This is a genomic window from Rubrobacter taiwanensis, assembly GCF_004337705.1.
In the GTDB taxonomy this organism is placed as follows: Bacteria; Actinomycetota; Rubrobacteria; order Rubrobacterales; family Rubrobacteraceae; genus Rubrobacter_C; species Rubrobacter_C taiwanensis.
The window spans coordinates 56,416-81,730 of sequence record NZ_SKBU01000013.1; the positions used below are offsets into that span (position 1 = coordinate 56,416).

The window sequence follows — 25,315 nt, forward strand, 5'->3', positions numbered from 1 at the left end:
AACTCTCCTACTTCGGATATCGTCCCAAAATACTAGAGCGGCGCACAACTTACAATAAAACAAATATTTACTTGATTTATTTGACCGGGTTTCATATCCTCTCTCGCACGGGACCGGGGTGTCTGGTTCTGGGCATAGCGGGCCTGATGGTCGCTGTGGGAGGAGGTGTTACCGGTGCCCATAGGAGACTGGGAGATACCGGTACTCGGCAAGAACGCCACCATCGCCGTACTGGTTCAGACGCACATTCTCATCGCCACCTTCATTCTGGGGGCTATAATCATAGCTCCGGCTGCGGAGTATCTGGGGTTGATAACCAAGCAGCCCAGGTACGAGCGGTTTGCCCGTTCGCTGGCCCGGTTTGTGGTTCTGCTCTTCGCTTCGGGTTCTGCGTTGGCGATCACGTTCGTTCTGGCTTTGATCACGCTCTTTCCCATCTTCTTCAGCTACCTGCAGAACATCTTCTTCTGGGTGTTTCTGGTCGAGGCGTTCATGTTCCTCGCCGTGATAATCATCCTGTATGCCTGGTACAACGTGTGGGACAAGCTGGCCTACCGCAAGAGTCTACACGTGGTCTTCGGGTTTGTGGCCGGAGCGATAGGGCTTCTGCAGATGACCATGATCAACGCCATAGCCTCTTACATGCTCACCCCCGCCGAGGCTCCGGCCACCGAGGTCGGACAGACCTTTTTGAACCCCACCTTCATACCGCTCAACATGCACCGTTTCGTGGGCAACCTCTCCTATGCGGGGTTTTTGATCGCCGGGTGGGCTGCGTGGCGCTACCTGCGCTCTGTGCGCGAGGATGACCGGGAGTACTACGACTGGATGGGGCACTGGGGCATGATCTGGGGCTTCGGGTTCCTGATTCTGCAGCCGGTCATCGGCTACGGCTATCTCAAGGCGATCCGGGAGAGCTCTCCGGAGGCTTTCAACGTCATCATGCTCGGCGACAAGTCGTGGCTCTTCAATCTGCTCATGCTGGAGCTTGCGGTGATGGGGATAGCCTCCGTAGCCTACTTCGTGCACCGGCTGCGCTTCGCCGTGCGGCCGATGCCGGCCTTCAGGAACATGGCGGTGGGTGCTCTGGGCTTCACGGCGCTCTTCAGCGCTCTGAACCTGATCCCCTCCAACGCCAGTCTGGTGCCGCAGCTGGGGCTGGTCTTCGCCGACGGGGAGGACACCCTCATCCCGCTCGGTGCGATGTACCCGTGGAAGTACATCGGGCTTATCGGGATGATGCTCGTCGGCTTTTTCATCATAGCGCTCTATCTGAAGGCCACGGCCGAGGGGTTCCATTGGGGACGCTCCAGCCGCTGGAGCCAGTGGGCGCTCATGGTGAGCGCAGTGACCGTCGTGCTCACCATGATGACGATGGGCTACACCAGGGAGACGGCGCGCCGGCTGGACAACGATCCGGGCTATCTCATCTACAACTGTATAACTCTGGAGCAGGAGATCGTTCAGGAAGGCTGTCCGGGAGCCACGGACCGCTAGGGCAGATCTCACCGCCGGACGACGGCAGAGACGTCCGGTGAGAAGAGCTTGCCCGAGCTCTGGGAGCGGGGGAGTACTACTGTCCCTGGTCGTTGCGGCCGGGCGCCTGCGCGAGATCATGCCGGAGAGTAAGCAGTCCGGGTCAGGGTTGTAACGTCAGCAGGAGGAGCGCCCTGCCGGGGATCGCCCGGGCATCCATATGATGTTATGGAAGGGGCGATCCCGCCTCGGCCAGGAGAACGAGATGCCCTGCCGGATCTTCTTACAGGCAAGCTCCCTTCCCTCAGATGCCGTTCTTGCCCGCGAACGCGCGGCCGGACCCAGCGGCACTCAAGAGAGCCCGGAATGACTAAAGGCGGGTTGCGCCGTACTCCTCATCCACCTGCTGGCGGAAGGCTGCGAGCCGTTTCTCCTGATCTCCCTCTCAATCATCACCGCGTGCCTCACACGTAGCTCGTCGCTCAGCGGTAGGTCATCCGCTCCAGATCTTCCGGGTACCGCGCGCCCTGGATCTCGATCCCGGAGGCGGCGTTCTCGATCTCCCGCAGGTCTTCGGGCGTCAGCACGATCCCCGCCGCGCCGATGTTCTCCTCCAGGCGCTCGAGCCGGCGGGTGCCCGGGATCGGCACGATCCACGGCCTCTGCGCCAGCAGCCAGGCGAGCGCTACCTGGGCGGGTGTTACACCCTTCCGCCGCGCGATCTCGCCGAGCAGGTCGACCAGGGCCTGGTTCGCCTTCCTGGCCTCCTGCGCGAAGCGGGGGATGGTGTTGCGGATGTCGCCCTCGGCGAACGCGGCGTTCTCGTCGATCTTGCCCGTGAGGAACCCCTTGCCCAGCGGGCTGTACGGGACGAAGCCGATCCCGAGCTCCTCACAGGCGGGCAGCACCTCCTCCTCGGGACGGCGCCACCACAGCGAGTACTCGCTCTGGACCGCCGTGACCGGCTGGACGGCGTGAGCGCGCCGGATCGTTTGCGCCGCCGCCTCCGAGAGGCCGAAGTGCCCGACCTTGCCCTCCGCGATCAGGTCCCTCACCGCTCCCGCCACCTCTTCGATCGGCACGTCCGGGTCAACCCGGTGCTGGTAGAGGAGGTCGATGTAGTCGGTCTTCAGGCGCCTCAGCGAACCCTCGACGGCGCTCCTGATGTGCTCCGGTCGGCTGTCCAGGCCGTTCGCCGGGCTCGGGCGCCCGCTCTCGCCGTACCTGAAGCCGAACTTGGTGGCGATCACGACCTGCTCCCGGACGGGAGAGAGCGCTTCGCCTACCAGTTCCTCGTTCGCGAACGGTCCGTAGACCTCGGCGGTGTCGAAGAACGTGACGCCGCGCTCGACGGCGGACCGGATCAGGGAGATCATCTCACGCCTGTCCCCCGGGTTGGGGCCGTAGCTCTGGCTCATCCCCATGCAGCCGAGCCCGATGGCCGAGACCTCCAGGTCGCTGCGTCCGAGTCTACGCTGTTGCATCTCTGCTCCTCTATGCGCTCTTTACTGACAGGTTTTCCCGATCACGCCTCGGGTATCTCGCGTCCATGCCCTTCGAGGGTGATGCTGGCGGGGTCTGGTCCGCCGCGCACTCCGGTGTCGAGGGCATCGATCGCGGCTAACTCCTCGGCGGACAGCTCGAAATCGAAGACGTCGAAGTTCTCTGCGATACGTTCCGGGCGCACCGACTTCGGGATTGCGGAGCGACCCTCCTGCAGGTGCCAGCGCAGCATCACCTGCGCGGGCGTCTTGCCATGCTGGCGCGCGATCTTGCCGATGGTCGGGTCTTCGAGCGTGCTGCGCCGCTCCTCACTGCCCCACCCTGGGTAGAACGTGATCCCACCGATGGGCGACCACGCCTGGGTCACGATGCCCTCTTGGGCGTGCAGTCGCTGCAGCTCCTTCTGCTGGAAGTATGGATGGAGCTCGATCTGGTTCACGGCGGGTACGACGGACGTCTCATCAAGCAGCCGTTGGAGGTGTTCGGGCATGAAGTTGCTCACCCCGATAGCGCGCACCTTGCCATCATCGAGCAGCCTCTCGAGCGCCCGGTAAGCGTCGAGCGTAAGATCGAAGCGGCTTGGCAGCGGCTGGTGCAGGATCAGCAGATCGATCCGGTCGACGCCGAGCTTGCCGGCGCTCTTGTCGAACGCGTGCAGCGTGGCCTCGTAGCCGTAGTCACTGATCCAGACCTTCGTCTCGATGAACACTTCGTCACGAGCAATGCCCGAGCGGCGGACGCCTTCGCCGACCTCACGCTCGTTGAAGTACGCGGCGGCCGTGTCGATATGACGGTAGCCGGCCCGCAGGGCCTCCTCGACCGCGTCGGCCGTTATATCGGGCGGGGCCTGGAAGACGCCGAGCCCGAGGACGGGCATCTCGACGCCATTATTTAGGGCAATGAGGGGACTCCTATTAGTCATTGCTCCTTACTCCTTTTCTGTTGTGCGTAATGTCCCGACGTCCGATCCGGCGGCCGTGCCGGTCAGCGTCGTCAGCGGAACGGTGAACGCGACCAGCACCAACAGCGTCCCCGCCGCTGTGACGGCGAGCGCCCGGTGGCCAGCGGAGGTCAGCCCGTCCGTCGCGGTCTGGAGGGCCGGCTCTTCGCGGTCGGCGAGCACGACGGCGGCCCCGGACTCGGCGAACGCCCGCGCCGTGGCAAGCCCCATGCCGGAGCCGGCGCCGGTGACGACGGCAACGCGGTCGTGGAAGTCGTAGGTCGGGTTCATGTTGTCTCCTGGTGGATCATTGGAGGATCAGGGGAGCGCTCACGGGCGCAGGAGCGTCTTGATCGCGCGGCGCTCGTCCATCGCGCGGTAGCCCTCCGCTACCTCCTCGAGCGGCAGTGTCAGGTCGAAGACCTTGCCGGGCTCGATCTTGCCCTCCCAGATCAGACCTATGAGCTCGGGCAAAAAGCGCCTCACCGGGGCGGGGCCGCCGTGCAGGTGCACGTGCGAGAAGAAGAACTCCTCGCCCGGGATCTCCACGCCGTGGAGCACGCCGACGAACCCGACGTGCCCGCCGGGCCGGGTGGAGCGGATCGCCTGCATCATCGCCTCCTGCGTTCCGACGGCCTCGATGACCGAGTGCGCGCCGAGCCCCTCCGTCATCTCCTTTATTCGTTCCACGCCCTCATCCCCGCGTTCCTCGACGATGTCGGTCGCGCCGAACTCCCGCGCGAGCTCCTGGCGCGAGGCATGCCGGCTCATCGCGATGATCCTATCGGCGCCCATCTGCCTGGCGGCGAGCACCGCGAGCAGGCCGACGGCCCCGTCGCCCACCACCGCCACCGTCTTGCCCGGACCGGCCTCGGCCGCCACGGCGCCGAACCAGCCGGTACCCAGCACGTCGGAGGCCGCGAGGAGGTGCGGGATCAGCTCCTCGTCCGGGACCTCCGGCGTCGCCACGAGGGTGCCGTCGGCGAGCGGGATGCGGGCGTACTCTGCCTGCGCGCCGGTGGGGGCGCCGGGCTGCCGGTTGACGCAGGAAGCCTGGTAGCCGGCCCGGCAGATCTCGCAGGTGTTGTCCGAGGCGAAGAACGACCCCACGACGAACTGGCCCGGCCGGATGTTCCTGACCTCGCTGCCGACCTCCTCAACGATGCCGGCGTACTCGTGGCCCATCGGAACGGGCTCGGAGACCTCGTCGATGCCCCGGTAGGGCCAGAGGTCCGAGCCGCACACGCAAGTAAAGGGTAAACGGATGATGGCGTCCGTCGGCTCGACGATCGTCGGGTCGGGTAGCTCCTCGGAACGCACATCCCTGGGGCCGTAAAGTACAGTTCCTCGCATGGTAGATTACCTCCTGTTCCCGATGGGCCGCGGTCTGTATCGTCTACCGGGCAGGGCTTTCTTCCTCTGCGGTCGGCTTCGTACATCACCGGCCGCCATTGGACGAAAGTACGAACCGTACCCAAATATCAGGGTCGGTTCTCTCCGTCCGGCCCTTATTGTAGGGACGTCGGGCACAGACCGGTATAATGATCGTCCAGAACTCTTGTACTATTCTGCAAATCTTTGGAGACGAGGGAGGCGGGAGACTGACGAAGAGGTTGCTATGGATTTAACAGAGCATCAACAGGTGGAACGGGAGTCTGAGGGGGCACAGGCTGGCCGCGAGGAGTTGGTTGAGCGCATCGCGCGAACTGTTCGCAGGGATGGTGCCGTCGAGCTGCCGGGAGGTCTGCGTTTGATCCGCCATTCTTCGCCAACGCCGAAAGACCACGGCGTCTCTTCCGCCGCCTTCTGCGTTATTGCGCAGGGCGCGAAGGAGGTTCTGCTGGGCGATGACCTCTACCGCTACGACGCCAACCACTACCTCATCACGGCTGCCGCGCTGCCCACCGCGACCCGCGTTACCGAGGCCTCGGAGGAGCAGCCGTACCTGGGGCTGGTTCTCGGGCTCGACCCCGCTCTTGTCGGCTCGGTGATGGTCGAGGCCGGCCACCTCGTGCCGGGGGACCGCGCTGCCGTGAGAGCCTTCGACGTCAGCCCGCTGGATGGGGGGCTGCTGGAGGCCGTCGTGAGGCTCGTTCGGCTTTTGGACGCGCCTGCCGAGGAGGCCCGCTTTCTCCGGCCGCTCATCACCCGGGAGATTGTCTTCCGGCTCCTCAGAGGGGATCAGGGCGCAAGGCTGCGTCAGATCGCGGTCCTTGGCGGTCACGCCCACCGCATCGCCCGGGCCATAGAGAGGCTGCGCGAAGGTTTCGACCGTCCGCTACGCATTGAGGAGGTGGCACGAGAAGCCGGGATGAGCGTCTCGAGCTTCCACCACCACTTCAAGGCGGTGACTGCCATGAGCCCCCTGCAGTTCCAGAAGCAATTGCGGCTGCAGGAGGCCCGGCGGCTCATGCTCGGCGAGGACCTTGATGCTGCGAGTGCCGGACGCCGCGTGGGCTATCGCGACCCCTCGCACTTCACCCGCGACTACAAAAGGCTCTTTGGCGAACCTCCGGCGCGGGATGTGCAGCGCCTGCGGGAAACTGCCGTGTTCGGTGGATTCTAGAGGACAGGCTCCGGGCTTCACCCTGCCGGCTTGCCCTGCTCGGTCGGTGCGGAAGGAAGCGCCCGCAGTAGCAGCGTATGGGAAGCACGACCATAGGAGGCGGTGAGGATCTTGGATGGCCGGCACGAGGAGGTGGCTTTTCGGCAGGCGTATCCGCCTGGTGGATCTGAGCAGGCCCCTGGGGCCTACGGAGAGCGAGCCATCCCCGCCACGCCTGCGCCGCATTACCCACCGGGAGGGGGCCGAGCTCTGGGGGCAGATGTTCGGGATACCGCAGAGCGTACTGCCCATGGGCCTGGGGTTCGCCGGGGAGATCGTGGAGTCCTCGACACACGCCTCAACCCACGTCGACACGCCCTTCCACTACGCTCCGCTCTGCGGCTGGTGGCGGGCGAGGAAGGCTGGGGTGCGGCCCCGCAGGATGTCGGTTGGCGAGTGCCCGTGTATCATCCAGGAATGGTGTGGAGGCTGCTTTCTGGGCTACCTTGGGTCCCGGCCGGGTGTCTTGGTCCTTCGGTCGGGGCGGAGTCCGGCCCGCCATGGTCCTCGGAGCGCGCCCTTTGCGCTCTGCAGCCCTGGCCGCCCACGGCGGGTGCCGGGAAGGGGGCCGGGTGAGGCTCGAGGATCTTGTGTTGCTGCGCCGGGTCCGCGACCGGATCGACCGGGAGTACGCCCGTCCGCTGGACGTAGAAGCTTTGGCCCGAGGCGTTCACATGTCGGCCGGGCACCTCAGCCGTCAGTTCAAGCTCGCCTACGGAGAGCCACCCTACAGCTACCTGATGACCCGCCGCATCGAGCGCGCCATGGCGCTGCTGCGCCACAGCGACCTCAGCGTCACCGAGGTCTGCTTCGCGGTCGGCTTCTCCTCGCTGGGCACCTTCAGCACCCGCTTTACCGAGCTGGTCGGCGTGCCGCCCAGCGTCTACCGGCGCCAGGCTGACCGGGCGGGCTCGGGGATACCTCCGTGCTTAGAGAAACGGGTGGCGAGACCGATCAGGAATCGAGAAGGGTTTGCCACCGGCCGCAGATAGAATCCGCTCCATGAGTAGACCAGCGCAGGAACAGAAAGGATGACTTACTCTCATGGACCTCACCATACACGCGAGCTTCCTCCCGCACGAAGACCCGGAGGCCTCTCTGGCCTTCTACCGGGACACCCTGGGCTTCGAGGTCCGCGCCGACGTCGGGAGCGGCGGGATGCGCTGGATCACGGTAGGGCCCGCCGGGCAGCCGGACACCTCCATACTTCTGGCGCCCCCGGCCGCCGATCCCGGCATCACCGACGAGGAGCGCCGCACCATCCGCCAGATGATGGCCAAGGGGACCTACGGCTGGATCCTGCTGGCCACCTCCGACCTCGAGGGCACCTTTGCGCGGCTGGAGGCCAGCGGAGCGGAGATCGTCCAGGAACCGGCCGAGCAGCCCTACGGCGTCCGCGACTGCGCAGTAAGGGATCCCGCGGGCAACCTGGTCCGCATCCAGGAGAGGCGCTGAGCCTCCCGGAGGCCAGAACCATGGGATCCGAACCCCGCTCCCGCGCCCAGCGCCGCCGCGACACCGAGTACAGGCTCGCCCACGACATCGACGTCTGGGTGGCCACCGCCGCGGCGGACGGCACCCCCTACCTGGTGCCGTTGTCCTTCGAGTGGGACGGCAAGACGCTGCTTATATCCACGCCCTCGGACAGCCCTACCGGGAGAAACCTGGCCGCCAGCGGGACGGTGCGGCTCGGGGTCGGCCACACTCGTGACGTGACGATGATCGACGGCGAGGTCGAGGTCCTCGAGATCGGCGAGCTGCCTCAAGAACGCGGCGACCGGTTCGCCGCGCGAACCGGCTTCGACCCGCGCGTGCCGGGCACGCCCTACCGCTGGTTTCTCATCTTCCCGTGCCGCATCCAGGCCTGGCGCGAGGAGAACGAGCTTCCCGGCCGCACGCTGATGCGCGACGGCCGCTGGCTGGTCTGAGGCAAGGACGGGAAAACGGTCCTCTGTGCAACGGGGGAGCGAGAAGATCTAGCAAAGGAGGAGACGATTGGGTGCTAAAAGGGGCTCCAGAGAAGGGTTCACGGCAGAAGAACGGGCCGCGATGAGAGAGCGCGCCAAAGAGCAGAAAGCGGAAGCGCAGAAAGCGGACGGAGAGAGCCAGGTGCTCGCGAAGATCGCCGGGATGCCGGAACCGGACCGCACCATGGCCGAGCGGATCCATGCGATCATCAAAGCCAGCGCGCCATCACTCTCGCCCAGAACCTGGTACGGAATGCCGGCCTACGCCAAGGACGGCAAGGTAGTCTGCTTCTTCCAGAGCGCACAAAAATTCAAGACCAGGTACGCGACGCTGGGCTTCAGCGACAAGGCCAGCCTCGACGAAGGCGCCATGTGGCCGGTCGCCTTCGCCTTGCAGGAGTTGAACGCCGAGGTCGAGGAGAGAATAGCCGAGCTCGTGAAGAGAGCGGCCTCCTGAGGGCCGCGGGCGCACAAAGCAGCTCAGGGCGGTGTACTAAAAGCCCCGGTGCCAGGCCGGGGCTTTTCGTTTCCCTGCTATTTGCAGGGATTTTGTAAGTGAGCCGCCCAGGACTCGAACCTGGAACCTAGAGATTAAGAGTCTCTTGCTCTGCCAATTGAGCTAGCGGCCCTCGCAACCGGAGATTATAGCAGTCCTGCGGCCTCTGCCAAGAGGCGGAAGGGGCTTCTCTTGGCAGAGAGGCGGCGTGTGTGGAAGGGGTTGCGCGGGGTGGCGATCGGGTTTATAATCTTCATAACATTCCAGCGGGTCTCATCAGGAGGTCCGCTAAGGGCCGGAAGCCCCGCTCCTCTTCTGGGGTTTGTGAAAACCGGCCCTTTTCGCTGCCCTGTCAGGCTATTTCCTCAGCGATGGTGAAGAGCTCTTCGGCGTGGTGCCGCACGGAGCGGGCGAGTGCTTCGTTGGAGGCGACCACGCGCACGCGCCGGATACGGGCATGGTAGCGGGCCATATCGTCGGTGTTCAGGCCGGAGACTTCGGCCCAGGTGACTGGGTTGCGTTCGCCGGGGAGGGGGTGACGGCGGATGACGCGCATCTCGACCGTGAACCGTTTGTTCTCCGGCAGGTCTATGAGGATGTCGGAGGGGCCGGCAGATTCTTTGTGGTAGCGGGTAAGGTAGCGTGCCCAGGCTTCCTCCACCCGCCGGCGCCAGGTGGCGTCTTCTTTGAGGGGGGTGAGCCGGTGGAAGCTCGGGTGGCGGTCGTCCAGCTCCACGGCGCGGCGGTAGAGCTGGCGGCCCTTGATGCGTCGGATCAGGGTGTTCGTGGAGTCGCCGGGCTCGGAGGAGCGCAGCAGGAGCTCCAGGATCCCGGCGTCGTCCTGCAGGGAGAGGTCTTCGGGGCTCACCTTCTCCTGCGCCAGCGCGTCTTGGACGGCGCGCAGGAACATCACGGTGAGGGTGCGGGTCGTGTGGTGCCAGTAGACGTTATAGAACATCAGGTAGCGGGCGAAGACCAGGGACTGCAGGGCTCCGATACCGCTCTCGTCGATCGCCAGCACGGCCTCGTTGCCGATGCCGACGACTCTGAGGGATTGGATCAGGCGCTCCACGTCTATCATGCCGTAGGGTACGCCGGCGTAGCGGGCGTCGCGTACCAGGTAGTCCAGCTTGTCCACGTCCAGTGAGCCGGAGAGCAGGTCCCGCGCGAGCTGCTCGGTGGGCGTGAGGTCCTCCGGGGGGGTGCGCGCCACGAGCCGGGAGACCCGGCCGGGGGCCAGCCCCCACTCCTTTTGCAGCACCTCTCCCACTTCGGACTTCTCGATCACCCGCTGGCCGAGCTCCTCGTGCGGGATAATGTGCGGCAGGGCCAGCTCCTCGATAGCGTGGGAGAAGGGGTAGTGCCCGATATCGTGGAGCAGGGCGGCCGCGAGCGCTCCGCGGACCTCCTCCTCCCGCAGGTACGCCCCGCTGTCCAGCAGGCGCTTGATCGCCAGCCGCGTCAGGTGGTACACCCCGACCGAGTGCTCGAAGCGGGTGTGGTGCGCGCCGGGGAAGGTGTAGGAGGTGAAGCCGAGCTGCTGGATGCCTCGGAGGCGCTGGAAGGAGGGCGTGTCTAGGAGGGACCGCACGGCGTGGTTGACCGGGATGTCGCCCCAGACCCCGTCCCGGATGCTCTCCCCGGGGTTGTGGAAAAGTTCTTCTGCGCCGCTCAAGAAATCACTCCCACCTCGGACAATTGTACCCGAGAGACGGTCCTTACCAAGGGCAAGGCGCCGGTTATAATGGATCGCGATCCGCTACCGGAGTGGGAGGAGCGCCATCTACGCCGGAGAGGTTGAGACGCTCAGAGGAGATTCGGTCGTCCTGCGCCCGCCGCGGGAGGAGGACGTGGAGCTGGCCTACTCCTGGGACCGCGACCCCGAGCTCGCCGCCTGGAACGGCCGCTCCCCCATAAACCTCTCTTTGGGCGCCGCCCGCCGGGACTACCTGCGCCGGTGGCGCGACCGGAGCGTGAAGACCTTCATCATCGAGGTGGACGGCGAGGCCGTGGGCATGGCGACCCTCTACGACTTCCGGCACGATAGTTGCGAGATCGGGATCAAGATCGGAGCCCGCTCCCTCTGGGGCCGCAACCTGGGCACCGAGACGGTGAAGCTTCTGGTCTCCTACGCCTTCGAAGAGCTGGATCTGAAGGCCGTGCGGGGCTCGACGCTGGCGCACAATCGCCGGATGCAGCGCGTGTTCGAGAAGTGCGGCTTCGAGCTCGCCGGAGAGGGCTCGATCGTCAGCGGCTACGATTCCCGCCGCTACACCGAGCTCTTCTACGAGCGCCGCCGGGACGATCAGAGCCCGCCGGCGCGCTAGAATGTCCGTTGTGAACACCACGATCAAGCCGGAGGTCCGCCACCGCGGAGCGATGAGCGGCGTCCTGACGCTGGGGAGCCTGGACGGGGTCTTCGCCGCCGCAGACGTGCCCGGTGGGGAGCCGGTGGTCCTGGACCTCCGGTCCGTGGAGTTCGTGGAACCCGCCGGTCTGACCGGCCTGGCCGTCCTGATCGAGCACCTCTCGTTCAAGACGGACCGGATCCAGCTCAGCCTCTCCGGGGGCAGCATCCCCGCCTACCTGGAGCGGATGGACTTCTTCAAAGCCTTCGGCGACCGCCTCGAGACCAACATAGACCTCACCCCGCTGGAGGAGCGGAGCCGGCATAACCCCGGCACGCTGCAGGAACTCGTCAACTTCCACACCGAGGAAGAGATACCGGAGATCATAGACCGCATCTCCGAGATCCTGCAGAGACAGCAGTACCTCGTAAAAGAGCGCGCCGCCATCTGCGCCACGCTCTCCGAGATCTGCGCCAACGCCGTCGAGCATAGCTCTTCCCCCTTCGGGGCCTACGCCGCCGTCCAGGCCTACCACCACGTCGTGAGCGGCCGGCGGGGCCCCGGTGAAGAGGTCCTTATCGCTATCGCCGACGGCGGCGTAGGCATCCGGCAGACCCTCTCCCGCAACCCGGACCACGCCGAATATACCGCCACCGACAACGAAGCCATCCGCCACTCACTCAAGATGGGGGTCTCCAGCTCCGGCGAGCTCGGGCGCGGGGGCGGCCTCACCGTCGTGGCCCAGATCGCAGCCCGCAGCGGCGGCTCCCTTAGCCTGCGCAGCGGCTCCGGACGCGTCACCACCTACGCCGACCGTACCAGCTCCCGTAACGTCCCCCCCTTCCCCGGTACCTTCGTCCGCGTCTCCCTGCCGCGCCTGGCAGACCGACCCCAGGACGGCGGCCGCAGAAAGCCAGCCCGAAGCGCGAAGACCGCCGGAGCGAATGCCGGATGAGCGGCGGCGGAAAATTCTCGTTGAAAAACCGTCCCGGCTCCGGTACCATACTGGCATATGATCTCACTGAAGACAGTGAAAACAGGGTCGGAGCCGGTTCCGGTGGCTGAGGAGCGGGCGCACAGGGTCTATGATCTTTCATCGGCCGGTCGGATGCTGGTCACCCGGAATGTAGGGCGTCGGGTACGCGAGGAGCTGGCCGGAGTGCTGGAGAGCCTGCCGCGGGGCGGGGTTCTCTACGTGGACACCCGGGGCGTGGAGTTCATGGACTACTCATTCGCGGATGAGACGTTCGGGGTCCTGATCTCGCGGGCGGCCGGCGGTGAGTTCCAGGACCGGTATGTAGTGCTGGTCGAAAGGGAGCGAGATCTCCTAGAGAACGTGGAGGCCTCGCTCCTGCAGCGGAAGCTCGCCCTCCTGCGTGTCAACGATGTAGGGGAGAGCCCGCAGGTCGTGGGCAGCCTCCCCGAACACCTCCTGAATACCCTGCAGGTCATCCAGCAGGCACACTCAATCACTAACTCCGAGCTCGCCGCCCGGCTCGACCTGAACCATACCGCCGGTAATAACCGGGCCGCCAAACTCGCCAGACTCGGCCTTATCCATCGCCGGGTCGAAACCGCAGCCCCCAGCGGCCGGCAGTATGTCTACGAGAAGATCGTCTAATGTTTTATTTCGCAATCAATCTCACTGATGTCAGTGAAGTTAGGGTAGAGTCTAGTTCCGGGGTCGGACGGTTCCGGAGGAGGTAGCGGAGATGCGTGAGGAGTACATGATCGAGCGTCAGGGCCGGCGGTACGTGCTGTACGCCGGGCTTCTGGACGAGGCTCATTCCCGGGGGTTGAGGAGTATTGAGACGGAGCTGTTGCAGGTTCCGAGCGAGGAGAACGGCGGGGTTGCCATCGTGAGGGCGGTTGTGAGGACTGAGGACGGGAGGTTCACGGGCATCGGGGATGCGAGTCCCGAGAACGTCAACCGCACGATAGCGCCGCACATCATCCGGATGGCGGAGACGAGGGCCAAGGCGCGGGCCTTGAGGGATGCGATCAACGTCGGCGTCACGGCGCTGGAGGAGCTGGGGCCGGATTCGGAGGGTATTGAGGAGGCTCCGCGGCCCCGGGCACAGGAGGACCGGGGTGGTTTGCCGGCCACGCGCAAGCAGCTCAACTATCTGGAGGCGCTCGTGGCGGACGTGGTGGAGGATGGGCTGGCGAAGTTCGAGGAGATGATCGGGAAGAAGACCAGCGAGCTGACGCGCGAGGAGGCGAGCGAGTGGATCGGCCGCCTCTCCGGGAGGGCGGCATGAGCCGACTCTGGGTACCCGGGGGTGGCGGGGCGGATCGCTATGTGGAGGATCTTCCCCGCTGTTGCCGAGGGTATGCGCCCCGGGAGGAGGAGAGCTTCGCGTGCCGGGAGTGCGGGGCCGTCTGGGAGGCGGTACGGCCGCCGGAGCTGGATCCCTGCGGGTTCGCCGGACGTCGGGAGCGGCGGGGGGCGGCGTGAGGAAGAGGCTCCGCTACCTGAGGTCCGACACCGTCATGGTTCCTGTGGGGGGCGGGGAGGAGGTGTATCTCTGGTCGCTGCCCGCGTGCTGCCGGGAGGCCGTGAAGGACGCCATCCGGGGTGGGAGCGGGCGGCTAGCGGAGCTGAGGTGTGGTTGCGGCCGTCGCTGGCGGGTCGCCTCTAGTCTGGACGAGCTCGTGCTGGAGCGGTTTGAGACGCTCGAGAAGAGCATGGCGTAAAAGAGGGAGGGGAGAGTGAAGGAGCGAGACGCGGTGGGTCAGTACCTGAAGAGGATCGGCGGTGGGAAGCTTCTCACCGCCGCGGAGGAGCGCGAGCTCTCCCGCAGGGTGCGGCGGGGGGATATGAGGGCTCGCAGGAGGCTCATAGAGAGCAACCTGAGGCTCGTGGTCTCGGTTGCCAAGAAGTACCGGGGGCGCGGCGTGGCGTTTGAGGATCTCATTCAGGAGGGCAACGCGGGGCTTATCCGGGCCGTGGAGCGCTTCGATCCCGAGAGGGGACACCGCTTCTCCACCTACGCCACCTGGTGGATAAGGCAGGGCATAACCCGGGCCGTGGCCGATCAGGGCCGCACCGTACGGCTGCCGGTGCACGTGATGGATGCGCTGTACCGGCTGCGCCGGGAGGAGGCGGCGCTCAGCGGAGAGCTGGGACGGGAGGCCACAGAGGAGGAGCTCGCCGACCGGCTCGGGAGCGGGGTGGAGGAGGTCCGGCGGCTCCGGAGGGTCGCGCAGCCGGTGGCCAGCCTGCACGCCAGGACGGGCTCCTCCGACGAGCGGGACACCGAGATGGGTGACCTCATCCCCGACGAGAGCTCCGGTGAGGAGTACGCTCGCGTGGAGGCCGGTCTGTGGCGGAGCGCCCTCTGGGAGGCCGTAGGGTCGCTGCCGGAGCGCGAGGCGGAGGTGATCCGGCTGCGGCACGGGCTCGACGGCGGGAGGCCCCGGACGCTGCGCGAGATCTCGGAGGAGCTGGGCCTCTCGCAGGAGCGGGTGCGGCAGGTGGAGCTCAAGGCGCTGCGGACCATCCGCACGGGGCGTTACGCCAGCACGTTGCAGGGCGCACTGCTCGAAGCCGTGTAGGAAGGACCCCCCGCCCGGAAACGCCGGGCGGTTCTTCCTTGAGGGGACATCTTCTGAGAGAATGGCTGCCGGAGAGCGGAGACTTTTCCGGAGGAAGGGAGCGCATGGAGACGACCGAACGGTGCTCGAGGCTGTTCAGGGAGCTGGGCGGGGAGCTGGTAGATGGATTCCCGGCCATTCACTCCGGCATCTGCCGCACACCGGGCGGGACACCGTATCTCAGGGCACCGGGGGTGGTGATGCTGGCCCGCCCGCGGACTAACATCTCCGGGCTTGCGGGCTTCCTGGAGGGCTTCGACCCTGAGCTGCGCTTCCCCGAATACCTGGACGACCCGGACCGGCTGCCGGACTCCTCGCAGCTCTGCAAGACGGCGGGACAGCTCTGCTATGCTTCATTCGGTCCCCGGCGCACGAAGAACGCCGGTGCCGCCGGGTATTTCGAACGGCTGACCGCGGCCGGCCATGGGTCGGTCCTGGAGCACGCCGGCTTCAGCTTCCTGCTCTATGGCATCAGCCGCAGCGTCACGCACGAGCTGGTGCGGCACCGGGCCGGGGTGGGGATCTCCCAGATCTCGCAGCGCTACGTCTCCGGGAGCGTCCTGCGCTTCGTGGAGCGTCCCGAGTACCAGGAAGATCCCGAGCTGCACCGGCTCTTCGAGGAGCGGATCGACCGCGCCGCGGCCGAGTACGAGGCGCTGGCGGAGAAGTTGCTGGACCGGCAGGAGGAAGGGAGCGCGCTGCTCGGCGCGGAGCACAGGACCGACGCGCGCAAGAAGGTGCAGCAGACCGCGCGCTCGCTGCTGCCCAACGAGACCGAGGCGCCGATGGTCTGGACGGCGAACGCGAGGGCCTTGAGGCACGTGATCGAGATGCGCGCCGACGCTCACGCGGAGTCCGAGATTCGGAACCTCGCCGTGCGCCTCTTCCTCTGTGTCCGGGAGTCGGACCCGATCCTCTTCGGCGACTACGAGCTGAGAGAGCTGCCGGACGGGACCTACACCGTCTTCACGCAGCACCGCAAGGCGTAGGGAGCCTCTCCGCCCGGGGATGGAGCCGGCCGTCTTGGCCGGTTTTGCGCCCTCACTGCGCCTGAGGGGCGGGATTAACTCATACGCCAGTGCTCGGCCAGCGGGCCGTTCTCCCCGAAGAGAGGGTCCGTCTCCGGCAGCGGGACCCGGCGGATATTCTCCAGAACCTCCGGGCGCTCGCCGGGTTCACCGGTGCGCAGATCCCAGGACTGGCCGCGCGGGTAGGCTCCGACCACCGTGAAGTCGCCGCTGGAGCCTGCGTTGCAGTGTCCGACACCCGCCGGGATCACGGCCACGTCCCCCGCCGCCACCTCCACGGTTACGCCGGACTCGCCGCCGAACGTGATGCGCGCGCTGCCGCGCACGACCCCCAGCGCCTCATGGGCCGTGCTGTGGTAGTGGTGGTAGGGGAAGACACCGTTCACCCAGATGCCGCCCCAGCCGTTGTCACGGAACAGCTTCTCGCATTCCGGCCGCAGGCCTTCGGACGCCGGGAGTGCGCGACGGTAGAGCAGGAGCGGCAGCCGCGGATTGTTGGGTATCCGCCCGTCGTCCTCGAAGAGGTGTGCCTCTACGTCCGGGCTTCGGGACATGCTGCCTCTAGCTCTTCGCAGCCGCCGCCAGCCGGCCCTCGGCGGCGGCGATCTGTTCGTCCTCGACTTTCTTAAAGAGCGGCTTCGGGCTCTCCACCCGGTAGGCTCCCGGCAGTTCCCGGATGTCGCGCACCGGAAGCATCGGCCCGATAAAAGACCTCCGCAACTCCTCCATGGCGAACGGCACGTACGGTGTGGCGTGGTATGCGATGGAGCCGGCCAGCACAGCGCAGACGTACAGGGAGGCCTTCGCCTTCTCCGGCTCTTCCTTGCGCGTCTTCCATGGGGCAGAGGCGTCGAAGAACCGGTTGGCCCGGCGGCCCATCGCCAGAAGGTCCGCCAGAGCCTCGCGCGGCCGGATGCCGCGCATCTTGCGGTCGAAGCTGTTCTCCAGCTCCCGGAAGTCTGCCAGGACCTCTTTCGCGCCGGCAGTCAGCTCCTCCGGCTTCGGCAGCTCGCCGCCGAAGTACTTGCTTGTGAACGAGAGCACCCGGTTGATGTAGTTGCCGAGGTTGCCGATCAGGTCGGAGTTTACGCGCTGCTGCAGCTCCCGCCAGGAGAAGACCACGTCCCCCGTCTCAGGCAGGATGGCGGCTATGTAGAACCGCAAGGAGTCGGCCGGGAAGCTGTCCAGCGCCTCGTGCAGCCACACGGCCAGGTTGCGGCTGGTAGACATCTGCATCGCCTTCCGCTCCCCGTCCACCACGACCTCCAGGTTTACGAACTCGTTGGCCGAGATGTCGTAGGGCAGTATGTAAGGCTCCTGGCCGTCCTCCCGCACGCCCATGAGCATCGCCGGCCAGACCGTGGCATGGAAGACGGTGTTGTCCTTGCCGATGAAGTGGATCAGCTTCGCCTCCGGCTCCTGCCAGTACTCGCGCCAGAGGTCGGGCTCGCCCCGGTCCCGGGCCCACTCCATCGAGGAGGAGACGTAGCCTATCGGGGCGTCGAACCAGACGTAGAAGCGCTTCTCCTCGTATCCGGGCTCGGGTACGGGGACGCCCCACTGCAGATCGCGCGTTATCGGACGCTTCTCCAGCCCGCTGTCTATGATGCCCAGGATGAAGTTCCTGACCTGCACGCGCCAGTGCTCCTGGTTCAGCACCCACTCCCTGAGCCGGTCGGAGAACTGCGTGAGATCGAAGTAGATGTGGGTGGTCTGGCGGACCTCCACCGGACCGCCGGTGAGCTTGGAGCGGGGATCGATCAGCTGGTAGGCTTCGTACCAGCGGCCGCAGTTGTCGCACTGGTCGCCGCGGGCCTCCTCGTAGCCGCAGTAGGGGCAGGTTCCCTCCACGTAGCGGTCCGGCAGGAAGCGGCCCTCGGTCGGACTGTACATCTGGTCGCTCGCGGCCTCCACCATGTAGCCTCCGGCCTTCAGCTTGCGGTAGAAGAGCTGGGTGTTGGCGGCGTGCAGCTCGGTCGAGGTTCTGGAGAAGTTGTCGAAATGGATGCCGAAGCGCCCGAAGGTCTTCTTCATGTGGGCGTTCCAGTACTCGGCCACCTCCCGCGGGGACTTGCCTTCGCGCTCGGCGGTGAGGGTGATGGGGACGCCGTGGTCGTCGGAGCCGCAGACGTAGTGGACGTCTTCGCCGCGCATCCTAAGGTACCGGACGAAGATGTCTGAAGGGAGGTAGGCTCCCGCTATCTGCCCGACGTGCAGGGCGCCATTGGAGTACGGGAGGGCTGCTGTGACCAGATATCTCTCGCTCATAGTCCTAAAGGATAGCACCGGATGACGCTCCTCGCGGCTTCTTAAGATCGGAGAGGACGCCACCTAACGGCGAGCGAGCTTCTTCCAGCTGCCCGCCGGGAGGTTCGCCCGGTGCCCAAAGCCGCCGTCCCGGGGCTCGAAGACCGCAGCCCCGCCCTCGCCGAACGAGACGCCGGTCGCCTCGCGCAGGTTGGACTCATGACCCACGATCACGGTGTTGGTGCCCTCCGGCGGCGGCTTCGAGAGCAGGTCTCTCAGGTACGCGATCTGCTCCCCGCGTCCGGCATCGTCCGAGAGATTGGCGAGCCTGGGATCGGTCTCGAACGTATCGAATGCTATACGGGCCGTATCCCGCGTGCGGCAGTAGGGGCTGGAGATAACCCGGCCCACCGGCACCTCCCAGGCCCGGAAGGCGGCTTCGATCTCGCGCGCCTGCTCCCGGCCCTCCTCCGTCAGGTTGCGCTGAGTCTCGCAGTCCTCCAGGTTCTGCGTGTCCGCGTCGGACTGCGAGAGGTCGGTCTTCGCGTGGCGGACGTAGATCACATACCCCCCCTCCCGCAGAGCCTCCATCGTGGCCTCCGGCGATTCCCAGCGGGGAGCCTCCGTCGCCTCCGCAGGCGGCCCCGGCGTATCCCCTCCGGGCACCCCCCCGCACCCGGCCAGCAGGAGGGAACAAAGGATCACGACCCACCACCTCATACCCGGGATTATATTCGCACCATTTTCTTGACCGAACGTTCCAGAAGGTGTAGGCTCTATCTGTGGCGAGGAAGAAGGAGTTTGATCCCGACGGGGCGCTGGCGCGGGCTATCGAGGTCTTCTGGCAGCGGGGCTACGAGGCTGCTTCGGTGCAGGAGCTGCTGGACGCTATGGGTATCGGGCGGGGCAGCCTGTACGACACCTTCGGGGACAAGCGGACGCTCTTCCTGGCGGCGCTAGAACGTTTCGAGGCGGAGCGCGTGGCCTGGATGGAGGGTATCCTGGATCAGGAGGGCTCCGCGCTGGACAACCTGGAGGAGTTCTTCGCGCGGACCGTCAAGAACCTCACCCGCTTCGAGCCGCGGCGGGGGTGCATGATCGCCAACTCCGCCGTCGAGCTGGCCCCGCACGACCCCGAGGTCGCTCGCCGGGCCGGACGCTTCATGGAGCGTAACCGGCAGGCGTTCGAACGCGTCCTGATCCGCGCCCGGCGGGCCGGTGAGATCCCGCCCGATGCCGACCCGGAAGCCCTCTCCCGGTTCCTCGTCAACGCCCTCCAGGGCCTGCGGGTGCTGGCGAGAGCCGGCTGGGAACGCTCCGAACTCGCCGACGCCGCCCGAACCACGCTCGCCGCCCTGCGACCACCCGGAAGACCGGAATGAGACGCCACCCCCGAAAATTTTTTGGCCACATACTGGAACAGTTGTTCAAGAACGAGCGCGGGGCGGTCCGGGGCGAGGGGGCCGTTGGCGGCGGAGGGGGTTTGGCGTGCCCGGATCGCTGGCGGCTCGTGGTTCCGAGGCAGGGCCTGGTGGTGAGGCTCAACGGCCGCGACCTCGACACGCCCGAGGGGGAGTACCTGCCCGCGGTGAGGCCCTACGGCGTATCGGCGATGGCGTGGGCGCTCTGGCGCGAGGTGCCGGGGCTATCTTTGGGGCCGGCGGTCGCGCTCGCCCGCCGGGTGCGGCGCGAGGGCGAGGGTGAGGTCCTGCTGGCGGGGCGGTGGCGGGCCGAGCGGGTGAGCCTGGCGCTCCGCGTCCGGCACGGGCTGCTCAGCCGGGCGGAGCCGGTGCTGGAGCGTCCGGGCCGCGACGCCTGCGGCGTAGAGTAAGGGCAGAACGGAAGGGAGCGGGGGATGCAGAAGCCCTGGAGCGGGCGGTGGATGCTGGTGGTGATCGCCAGCGGCTGCCTCATAGCGCTGGTGACCTTCGGGTTGAGGACGAGCTTCGGGCTGTTCGCCACCCCGGTCTCCGGGGGGCGCGGCTGGGGGATGGAGGTCTTCGCTTTGGCCCTCGCCATCCAGAACCTGGTGTGGGGCGTGGGCCAGCCGCTCGCCGGGGCGGTGGCCGACCGCTACGGCTCGGCCCGGGTGCTGGCCGCCGGTGGCGTCCTCTACGCCCTGGGTGTGGCGTTCATGGCCTGGAGCGAGTCGCCGCTGGCGTTCCACCTCAGCGCCGGGGTGCTGGTGGGGCTGGGACTCTCCGGCGGCTCGTTCACCATCGTCATCGCGGCGTTGGGGAGGCTGGTGAGTGAGGAGCGCCGCTCGTGGGCGATGGGGCTGGCGACCGCTGCGGGCTCCTTCGGCCAGTTCGTGTTCGCTCCTCTGGGGCAGGCGTTCATCACTTTCTACGGCTGGCAGACCGCGCTCCTGCTGCTCGCCGGGACGGTTGCCTTCGTGCCGCTGCTGGCGCGCGCCCTGAAGGACCCGGGAGCGCGGGAGCCGGAGGCCGGCGAGCCCGGGCTCCCGGCGCGGGAGAGCCTGGCAGCGGCGTTCGGGCACGGCAGCTACCTGCTGCTGGTGGCCGGGTTCTTCGTCTGCGGCTTCCACCTGGCGTTCATCACGACGCACCTGCCCGCCCACCTCTCGGCGGCGGCCGCCCAGTCGCACGCGCACGGCCTGCACGATACGGCCGGGCTCGCGGCGGGGGCCCTGGCCGTTATCGGGCTGGCCAACGTCGCCGGTTCGTACGCTGCCGGGGTCCTCGGCGGGCGGTGGAGCAAGCGCCGGCTCCTCTCCGCCATCTACCTGGCCCGTGGGGTGGTTATAGCGCTGTTCGTCGCGCTGCCGCCCAGCCCGGCGCTCGTGCTCCTCTTCGCCGCTGCGATGGGGGTGCTGTGGCTCTCCACGGTGCCGCTGACCTCCGGGCTCGTGGCCGTCATGTTCGGCACCCGCTACCTGGGGACCCTCTTCGGGTTCGTGTTCTTCTCCCACCAGGTCGGGGCGTTCCTGGGAGTGTGGTTCGGCGGCGTGGCCTTCGAGCGGACCGGCGGGTTCGCGCCCGTGTGGTGGGCCAGCGTGCTGCTGGCGGTGGTCGCCGCGCTCCTGCACTGGCCGATATCCGAGCGGCGCGCGCCGCGTTTCGCTCCGGTACGGGCGTAGAGGGTTGCGAAACGCCCGCTTCGGGGAAGAAATATCCCGAAGCCAGGAAAGGAGCGAGAGTGGATACTACGACGTTGATCATAATAGGCGTGGTCGTAGCCGTGGCGGTGATCCTGCTGGCGCTCTTCTTCGTCTCCCGGCGGCGGGCTGACCGGGAGCGGGCGCGGGAAGAGTTCGGGCCCGAGTACGAGCGCGCCGCGCGGGAGCGGGGCTCCGGGCGCGAGGCGGAGCAGGAGCTGCGGGAGCGCCGGGAACGGGTGCGGGGCGAGATCCGGCCCCTGCCGGAGGAGAGCCGGCGGCGCTACGCGGAGCAGTGGGAGCAGGTCGAGCGCACCTTCGTGGACAATCCGGTGGGAGCACTGGAGATGGCCGACCGGCTGGTTTCGGACCTCATGGAGGAGCGCAACTTCCCCCGCGAGATGCACCGGGACCGGGAGGAGACAGCCCGCGGCGTCGGGGCCGCCTACCCGGAGATAGCCGAAGACTACCGGGAGGCTCAGCGCATCCGGTCGCAGGTGGGCCGCTCTGATGAAGACACCGAGGACCTGCGGCGGGCCATCCGCCGGTACCGGTCGGTCTACGAGCGTCTGGCACGGGAGGAGTGAGGAGGGCATCATGAGCGAGAATCTCGTGACCAAGATCTTCAAGGAGCACATGGTCAGCGGCTCCTACGAGCCCGGTGAGGAGGTGGGGCTGCGCATAGACCAGGCTCTGCTGCAGGACGCCACCGGAACGATGGCCTGCCTGCAGTTCGAGAAGATGGGGATAGACCGGGTCGAGGTACCGTTCGCCATCCAGTACGTGGACCACAACATCATCCAGCTCGACCACAAAAACCCCGACGACCACCGCTTCCTGCAGGCGTTCGCCGCCAAGTACGGCATCCACTACTCCCGGCCCGGCAACGGCATCTGCCACTACCTGCACGTCGAGCGGTTCGCCAGACCGGGGGCGACCCTGATCGGAGCCGACTCGCACACCACCTCCTCCGGCGCTCTGGGCTCCATCGCTATCGGGGCCGGGGGGCTGGACGTGGCGACCGTCATGGCCGGGCTGCCGTTCGAGATAGAGGTGCCGAAGGTCGTCGGCGTCGAGCTGACCGGGGATTTCAAGCCCTGGGTCACGCCCAAGGACGTCATCCTGGAGCTCCTGCGGCGCCGGGACGTTAGCGGCGGGCTGGGGAGAATCTTCGAGTTCTACGGCCCTGGGGTGCGGAACATCGACGTGACGGGGCGCACCACGATCTGCAACATGATCGCCGAGCTCGGCGCGACCACCGGCATCTTCCCCTCCGACGAGCGCACCCGCGAGTGGCTGGCCGCGCAGCAGCGGGAGGAGGACTGGGTAGAGCTGAAGGCCGATGAGGGCGCGGAGTACGACGAGTACGAGCACATAGACCTCGGGGAGCTGGAGCCCCTCATCGCCAAGCCGCACTCTCCCGGCAACGTGGTGCCGGTGAGGGAGGTGGCGGGCACGGAGGCCGCCCAGGTCTGCGTGGGGAGTTCGGTCAACTCGGGCTTCGACGACCTGGCCATCGTGGCCGCGGTGCTCAAGGACCGGACCGTCTACCCGGGGCTGGTGCTCACGGTCACGCCGGGCAGCCGCCAGATCCTGGACTCCATCGCCCGCACGGGCGTCTACTCGGACCTCGTCATGGCCGGGGCACGGATGCTGGAGCCCGCCTGCGGGCCGTGCGTGGGGATGGGGCAGGCGCCGCCGTCCGAGTCGGTGAGCGTGAGGACGTTCAACCGCAACTTCCCGGGCCGGAGCGGGACCATGACCGACCGGGTCTATCTGTGCAGCCCCACCACGGCGGCGGCCACGGCGCTGCGTGGCGTGATCACCGACCCGCGCGAGCTCGGCGACTACCCCGAGCTGCCGGAGGCTCCGGCCAACCCGGCCGTGGACGACCGCCAGATCCTCGCTCCCGCCCCGCCGGAGGAGGCGGCCGGGATCGAGATCCCGCGCGGGCCGAACATCAAGGAGCCGCCGGAGGCTCCGGAGCTGCCGGATTCGCTGGAGTGCACGGTTACCATCAAGGTCCCGGACAACATCTCCACCGGCGACCTGGCTCCCGACGGGGTGGAGGTGATGGCCTTCCGCTCCAACGTGCCGGAGATCGCGAAGTACACCTTCCGGCGCTTCGACCCCGAATACCACAAGAAGGCTAAGGCGATGGCCCCAGGGATTATTGTCGGCGGCGAGAACTATGGCCAGGGCTCCAGCCGGGAGCACGCGGCTCTGGCCCCGCTGCACCTGGGCATCCGGGTGGTGATCGCCAAGAGCTTCGCCCGCATCCACCGCAGGAACCTGATCTCCCAGGGCATCCTGCCGCTGCGCTTCAAGGACCCCGGGGACTACGAGCGGCTGGAGCAGGGGCAGACCTGGAGGCTGGAGGGCATCCGGGAGCGTCTGGAGAACGGGGACCGCGAGGTCCCGCTCCGCTCCGGTGGTGAGGAGATCCCGCTCCTCGCCGAGCTCTCCCGCAGGGAGCGCAACCTGCTGCTGGACGGCGGGCTCCTGCGGCACCTGCGGAAGGATCGGGAGGAGCAGCCCGAAGCTCCCCAACGGGTTTCGCGTCAGGCGGAGAGATAGCTTTTGCCGGCCCGTAAGGAGCGGCGGTGAAAAGGTAGCGCCGGACGTGCCGCCCCCTCATCCGGCACCCTAAAAGCGCCGGCGCTACCTGACCGGAGGGCTTTCTTAGGCCGGTCTGGCCCCGGTTTCAGCCATCTGCTCGCCGCCAACTATCATGCTCTCATTATGGGGCAAGAAGATGAGACTCCGGTTAGAGCGGCATGAGAAATCGGTGAGAGATCGGCGGGAGGCCGGGCTAACCGGAGTCGCCGGCCGGCGGGTCGAACCGGTAGCCGGCTCCGCGGACGGTTGTTATGAGGGTCGGAGCGCCCGGCCGGTCTATCTTCTTCCTCAGGTATCCGACGTACACGTCTACCACGTTGGTGCCGGGGTCGAAGGAGTAGTTCCAGATCGACGAGAGGATCTGTTGCCGGGAGAGCAGCTGCCGCGGGTGGCGCATGAAATATTCCAGCAGGTCGAACTCGCGGGAGGAGAGCTCGATCTGCTCTCCTCCCCGCCAGACGCGGTGCGAGAGGAGATCCATCCGCAGCTCGCCGGCCTCGATCAGGTTCGCCTGAGGCTGGTCCGGGCGGCGCAGCAGCGCCCGGATGCGGGCCAGCAGCTCCTCGAAGGCGAACGGCTTGGTCAGGTAGTCGTCGGCACCGGAGTCCAGCACGCTGACCTTGCTCGCGAGGTCGTCCCGGGCGGTCAGCACCAGCACCGGAAGGTCGGGGCGCCTGACCCGGATCCGGTTCAGGACGGTCCGGCCGTCTATGCCCGGCAGCATGAGGTCCAGCAGCACGAGGTCCACCTCTTCAGTGGTCGCCCGCAGCACGGCGTCCTCGCCGTTGTCCACGCTGATGCACCGGTAACCGTGGGCGGTCAGGCCGCTCTTCAGGGCTTCGACTATGGCCGGTTCGTCCTCGACGATCAGAATCCGCACGGCCCGGATTCCCCAATCATGGACTCAAACGCATCCGCTTGAAAGTATAATACATGGGCGGGCTAAGGAGGCGGTACATCTGTGGGCAGCATGCTGGCGAAGCCGCTCAGGGCGTTGCGCTCCGAACCCCGGGGGCTGGCCATGCTCGCGGTCGGCGTATTGCTGGCGGCCATAGTCGTCGCCGGGCTGGTGGGGTTGGTCTTCAACCAGCGGGTCGAGCGGTTCGCCGACGACGAGCTGCAGTACGATGTCGAGCTGGAGAACCGCGCCAACGAGCTGCGGGCCGCGATCATCGAGCTAGAGCACGACCACCGCGATCTGCTCATCAACGGGGCGTCGGACCGGTACGTCGCGGACTTCGAAGACTCTTACGCGCTCCTGCATGAGCGCATAGACCTTCTAGCCTGAATTATTCATGAGCGAGTTCCGGGTCTGCTGAGGAGAGCACGTGCCAGAGGCGTTGGCCCGGGTGCCCCGAGGCCAGATGCAGG

At 66.9% G+C, this 25,315-nt stretch carries 29 protein-coding genes and 1 tRNA gene; 20 read left to right on the forward strand and 10 right to left on the reverse strand.

Annotation, left to right across the window (positions count from 1 at the left end):
• Positions 1-174: 174 nt before the first annotated feature.
• Positions 175-1,497 (forward strand): cytochrome ubiquinol oxidase subunit I, encoded by a 1,323-nt coding sequence (locus tag E0L93_RS06705; protein WP_132690238.1) that lies wholly within the window; start codon positions 175-177, stop codon positions 1,495-1,497.
• Positions 1,498-1,958: 461 nt separating this feature from the next.
• On the opposite strand, the gene E0L93_RS06710 is transcribed toward E0L93_RS06705, so the two are convergent.
• The 4 genes from E0L93_RS06710 to E0L93_RS06725 are packed head-to-tail and all read right to left on the reverse strand — an operon-like array spanning position 1,959 to position 5,272.
• A complete protein-coding gene (locus tag E0L93_RS06710) occupies positions 1,959-2,960 on the reverse strand; it encodes an aldo/keto reductase (protein WP_132690240.1) in 1,002 nt (333 codons plus the stop codon).
• A gap of 41 nt (positions 2,961-3,001) precedes the next feature.
• Positions 3,002-3,901: an aldo/keto reductase gene (locus E0L93_RS06715; protein WP_132690241.1), complete on the reverse strand. Its 900-nt coding sequence runs from the start codon at positions 3,899-3,901 to the stop codon at positions 3,002-3,004.
• Positions 3,902-3,907: 6 nt separating this feature from the next.
• Positions 3,908-4,210 carry an SDR family NAD(P)-dependent oxidoreductase gene (locus E0L93_RS06720; protein WP_132690243.1) on the reverse strand — a complete coding sequence of 101 codons (303 nt, stop codon included), beginning with the start codon at positions 4,208-4,210 and terminating at the stop codon, positions 3,908-3,910.
• Positions 4,211-4,249: 39 nt separating this feature from the next.
• Complete coding sequence (locus E0L93_RS06725) at positions 4,250-5,272, reverse strand: zinc-dependent alcohol dehydrogenase family protein (RefSeq protein ID WP_132690245.1); 1,023 nt, start codon at positions 5,270-5,272, stop codon at positions 4,250-4,252.
• 265 nt (positions 5,273-5,537) lie between these two features.
• Between E0L93_RS06725 and E0L93_RS06730 the strand changes: the two genes are divergently transcribed.
• The 5 genes from E0L93_RS06730 to E0L93_RS06750 all read left to right on the forward strand — a co-directional run bounded on the left by E0L93_RS06730 (position 5,538) and on the right by E0L93_RS06750 (position 8,948).
• Positions 5,538-6,485 carry an AraC family transcriptional regulator gene (locus E0L93_RS06730; protein WP_132690247.1) on the forward strand — a complete coding sequence of 316 codons (948 nt, stop codon included), beginning with the start codon at positions 5,538-5,540 and terminating at the stop codon, positions 6,483-6,485.
• Between the two features lie 560 nt (positions 6,486-7,045).
• Positions 7,046-7,516, forward strand: a complete 471-nt coding sequence (locus tag E0L93_RS06735) for a helix-turn-helix transcriptional regulator (protein ID WP_243638138.1) — start codon at positions 7,046-7,048, stop codon at positions 7,514-7,516.
• Positions 7,517-7,568: 52 nt separating this feature from the next.
• Positions 7,569-7,979, forward strand: a complete 411-nt coding sequence (locus tag E0L93_RS06740; RefSeq protein ID WP_132690251.1) for a VOC family protein — start codon at positions 7,569-7,571, stop codon at positions 7,977-7,979.
• A 20-nt stretch (positions 7,980-7,999) separates the two neighbouring features.
• Positions 8,000-8,452 carry a pyridoxamine 5'-phosphate oxidase family protein gene (locus tag E0L93_RS06745; RefSeq protein WP_132690253.1) on the forward strand — a complete coding sequence of 151 codons (453 nt, stop codon included), beginning with the start codon at positions 8,000-8,002 and terminating at the stop codon, positions 8,450-8,452.
• A 121-nt stretch (positions 8,453-8,573) separates the two neighbouring features.
• Entirely contained in the window at positions 8,574-8,948 is a 375-nt protein-coding gene (locus tag E0L93_RS06750) for an iron chaperone (RefSeq protein WP_165874210.1), read from the forward strand.
• Between the two features lie 99 nt (positions 8,949-9,047).
• On the opposite strand, the gene E0L93_RS06755 is transcribed toward E0L93_RS06750, so the two are convergent.
• Positions 9,048-9,120 (reverse strand) — tRNA-Lys (locus E0L93_RS06755).
• A 219-nt stretch (positions 9,121-9,339) separates the two neighbouring features.
• Positions 9,340-10,662: an HD domain-containing protein gene (locus tag E0L93_RS06760; RefSeq protein ID WP_132690257.1), complete on the reverse strand. Its 1,323-nt coding sequence runs from the start codon at positions 10,660-10,662 to the stop codon at positions 9,340-9,342.
• 151 nt (positions 10,663-10,813) lie between these two features.
• On the opposite strand from E0L93_RS06760, the gene E0L93_RS06765 reads away from it, so the two are divergent.
• From E0L93_RS06765 to thyX, 8 genes are all read left to right on the forward strand, one after another.
• Positions 10,814-11,314 carry a GNAT family N-acetyltransferase gene (locus E0L93_RS06765; RefSeq protein WP_279387456.1) on the forward strand — a complete coding sequence of 167 codons (501 nt, stop codon included), beginning with the start codon at positions 10,814-10,816 and terminating at the stop codon, positions 11,312-11,314.
• Between the two features lie 10 nt (positions 11,315-11,324).
• Complete coding sequence (locus E0L93_RS06770; RefSeq protein ID WP_132690261.1) at positions 11,325-12,290, forward strand: ATP-binding protein; 966 nt, start codon at positions 11,325-11,327, stop codon at positions 12,288-12,290.
• A 102-nt stretch (positions 12,291-12,392) separates the two neighbouring features.
• Positions 12,393-12,956, forward strand: a complete 564-nt coding sequence (locus E0L93_RS06775; RefSeq protein ID WP_132690263.1) for an STAS-like domain-containing protein — start codon at positions 12,393-12,395, stop codon at positions 12,954-12,956.
• Positions 12,957-13,047: 91 nt separating this feature from the next.
• A complete protein-coding gene (locus tag E0L93_RS06780) occupies positions 13,048-13,596 on the forward strand; it encodes a hypothetical protein (RefSeq protein ID WP_132690265.1) in 549 nt (182 codons plus the stop codon).
• Positions 13,593-13,793, forward strand: a complete 201-nt coding sequence (locus E0L93_RS06785; RefSeq protein ID WP_132690267.1) for a hypothetical protein — start codon at positions 13,593-13,595, stop codon at positions 13,791-13,793. Before E0L93_RS06780 ends, E0L93_RS06785 begins: the two co-directional genes overlap by 4 nt.
• Complete coding sequence (locus E0L93_RS06790; protein WP_132690269.1) at positions 13,790-14,032, forward strand: hypothetical protein; 243 nt, start codon at positions 13,790-13,792, stop codon at positions 14,030-14,032. The genes E0L93_RS06785 and E0L93_RS06790 overlap by 4 nt, the downstream gene beginning before the upstream one ends.
• Positions 14,033-14,047: 15 nt before the next feature.
• Positions 14,048-14,893: a sigma-70 family RNA polymerase sigma factor gene (locus E0L93_RS06795; protein ID WP_132690271.1), complete on the forward strand. Its 846-nt coding sequence runs from the start codon at positions 14,048-14,050 to the stop codon at positions 14,891-14,893.
• 104 nt (positions 14,894-14,997) lie between these two features.
• Entirely contained in the window at positions 14,998-15,921 is a 924-nt protein-coding gene (gene thyX, locus E0L93_RS06800; RefSeq protein WP_243638139.1) for an FAD-dependent thymidylate synthase, read from the forward strand.
• Positions 15,922-15,995: 74 nt separating this feature from the next.
• Here thyX and E0L93_RS06805 read toward each other — a convergent pair whose 3' ends face one another.
• The 3 genes from E0L93_RS06805 to E0L93_RS06815 all read right to left on the reverse strand — a co-directional run bounded on the left by E0L93_RS06805 (position 15,996) and on the right by E0L93_RS06815 (position 18,912).
• A complete protein-coding gene (locus tag E0L93_RS06805; RefSeq protein WP_132690273.1) occupies positions 15,996-16,514 on the reverse strand; it encodes a cupin domain-containing protein in 519 nt (172 codons plus the stop codon).
• A 7-nt stretch (positions 16,515-16,521) separates the two neighbouring features.
• Positions 16,522-18,228 carry a methionine--tRNA ligase gene (gene metG, locus E0L93_RS06810; protein ID WP_132690275.1) on the reverse strand — a complete coding sequence of 569 codons (1,707 nt, stop codon included), beginning with the start codon at positions 18,226-18,228 and terminating at the stop codon, positions 16,522-16,524.
• Between the two features lie 63 nt (positions 18,229-18,291).
• Positions 18,292-18,912 (reverse strand): histidine phosphatase family protein, encoded by a 621-nt coding sequence (locus E0L93_RS06815; RefSeq protein ID WP_165874212.1) that lies wholly within the window; start codon positions 18,910-18,912, stop codon positions 18,292-18,294.
• A 77-nt stretch (positions 18,913-18,989) separates the two neighbouring features.
• Between E0L93_RS06815 and E0L93_RS06820 the strand changes: the two genes are divergently transcribed.
• The 5 genes from E0L93_RS06820 to E0L93_RS06840 all read left to right on the forward strand — a co-directional run bounded on the left by E0L93_RS06820 (position 18,990) and on the right by E0L93_RS06840 (position 23,902).
• On the forward strand, positions 18,990-19,589 hold the full coding sequence (locus E0L93_RS06820; RefSeq protein WP_132690279.1) for a TetR/AcrR family transcriptional regulator: 600 nt from the start codon (positions 18,990-18,992) through the stop codon (positions 19,587-19,589).
• A gap of 101 nt (positions 19,590-19,690) precedes the next feature.
• Positions 19,691-20,038, forward strand: coding sequence for a hypothetical protein (locus E0L93_RS06825; RefSeq protein ID WP_165874213.1), 348 nt, complete (start codon positions 19,691-19,693; stop codon positions 20,036-20,038).
• Positions 20,039-20,062: 24 nt separating this feature from the next.
• Positions 20,063-21,307, forward strand: coding sequence for an MFS transporter (locus tag E0L93_RS06830; RefSeq protein ID WP_132690283.1), 1,245 nt, complete (start codon positions 20,063-20,065; stop codon positions 21,305-21,307).
• Between the two features lie 59 nt (positions 21,308-21,366).
• Positions 21,367-21,912, forward strand: coding sequence for a hypothetical protein (locus E0L93_RS06835; protein WP_132690285.1), 546 nt, complete (start codon positions 21,367-21,369; stop codon positions 21,910-21,912).
• 10 nt (positions 21,913-21,922) lie between these two features.
• Positions 21,923-23,902: an aconitate hydratase gene (locus E0L93_RS06840; RefSeq protein ID WP_132690287.1), complete on the forward strand. Its 1,980-nt coding sequence runs from the start codon at positions 21,923-21,925 to the stop codon at positions 23,900-23,902.
• 235 nt (positions 23,903-24,137) lie between these two features.
• Here the strand turns inward: E0L93_RS06840 and E0L93_RS06845 are convergent, their stop codons facing one another.
• Positions 24,138-24,824: a response regulator transcription factor gene (locus E0L93_RS06845; protein WP_132690289.1), complete on the reverse strand. Its 687-nt coding sequence runs from the start codon at positions 24,822-24,824 to the stop codon at positions 24,138-24,140.
• 81 nt (positions 24,825-24,905) lie between these two features.
• Here E0L93_RS06845 and E0L93_RS06850 point away from each other — a divergent pair, with 81 nt between their 5' ends.
• The gene (locus E0L93_RS06850) at positions 24,906-25,232 is read left to right on the forward strand and encodes a hypothetical protein (protein WP_132690291.1); all 327 of its coding nucleotides are present in this window, start codon (positions 24,906-24,908) and stop codon (positions 25,230-25,232) included.
• Positions 25,233-25,315: the final 83 nt, after the last annotated feature.

What these genes read in the sequence shown, in the direction of transcription:
- E0L93_RS06710 (WP_132690240.1), bottom strand. Translation starts at nt 2,960, where the DNA reads ATGCAACAGCGTAGACTCGGACGCAGCGACCTGGAGGTCTCGGCCATC.
- E0L93_RS06715 (WP_132690241.1), bottom strand. Translation starts at nt 3,901, where the DNA reads ATGACTAATAGGAGTCCCCTCATTGCCCTAAATAATGGCGTCGAGATG.
- E0L93_RS06720 (WP_132690243.1), bottom strand. Translation starts at nt 4,210, where the DNA reads ATGAACCCGACCTACGACTTCCACGACCGCGTTGCCGTCGTCACCGGC.
- E0L93_RS06725 (WP_132690245.1), bottom strand. Translation starts at nt 5,272, where the DNA reads ATGCGAGGAACTGTACTTTACGGCCCCAGGGATGTGCGTTCCGAGGAG.
- E0L93_RS06730 (WP_132690247.1), top strand. Translation starts at nt 5,538, where the DNA reads ATGGATTTAACAGAGCATCAACAGGTGGAACGGGAGTCTGAGGGGGCA.
- E0L93_RS06740 (WP_132690251.1), top strand. Translation starts at nt 7,569, where the DNA reads ATGGACCTCACCATACACGCGAGCTTCCTCCCGCACGAAGACCCGGAG.
- E0L93_RS06745 (WP_132690253.1), top strand. Translation starts at nt 8,000, where the DNA reads ATGGGATCCGAACCCCGCTCCCGCGCCCAGCGCCGCCGCGACACCGAG.
- E0L93_RS06750 (WP_165874210.1), top strand. Translation starts at nt 8,574, where the DNA reads ATGAGAGAGCGCGCCAAAGAGCAGAAAGCGGAAGCGCAGAAAGCGGAC.
- E0L93_RS06780 (WP_132690265.1), top strand. Translation starts at nt 13,048, where the DNA reads ATGCGTGAGGAGTACATGATCGAGCGTCAGGGCCGGCGGTACGTGCTG.
- E0L93_RS06785 (WP_132690267.1), top strand. Translation starts at nt 13,593, where the DNA reads ATGAGCCGACTCTGGGTACCCGGGGGTGGCGGGGCGGATCGCTATGTG.
- thyX (WP_243638139.1), top strand. Translation starts at nt 14,998, where the DNA reads ATGGAGACGACCGAACGGTGCTCGAGGCTGTTCAGGGAGCTGGGCGGG.
- E0L93_RS06805 (WP_132690273.1), bottom strand. Translation starts at nt 16,514, where the DNA reads ATGTCCCGAAGCCCGGACGTAGAGGCACACCTCTTCGAGGACGACGGG.
- metG (WP_132690275.1), bottom strand. Translation starts at nt 18,228, where the DNA reads ATGAGCGAGAGATATCTGGTCACAGCAGCCCTCCCGTACTCCAATGGC.
- E0L93_RS06830 (WP_132690283.1), top strand. Translation starts at nt 20,063, where the DNA reads ATGCAGAAGCCCTGGAGCGGGCGGTGGATGCTGGTGGTGATCGCCAGC.
- E0L93_RS06840 (WP_132690287.1), top strand. Translation starts at nt 21,923, where the DNA reads ATGAGCGAGAATCTCGTGACCAAGATCTTCAAGGAGCACATGGTCAGC.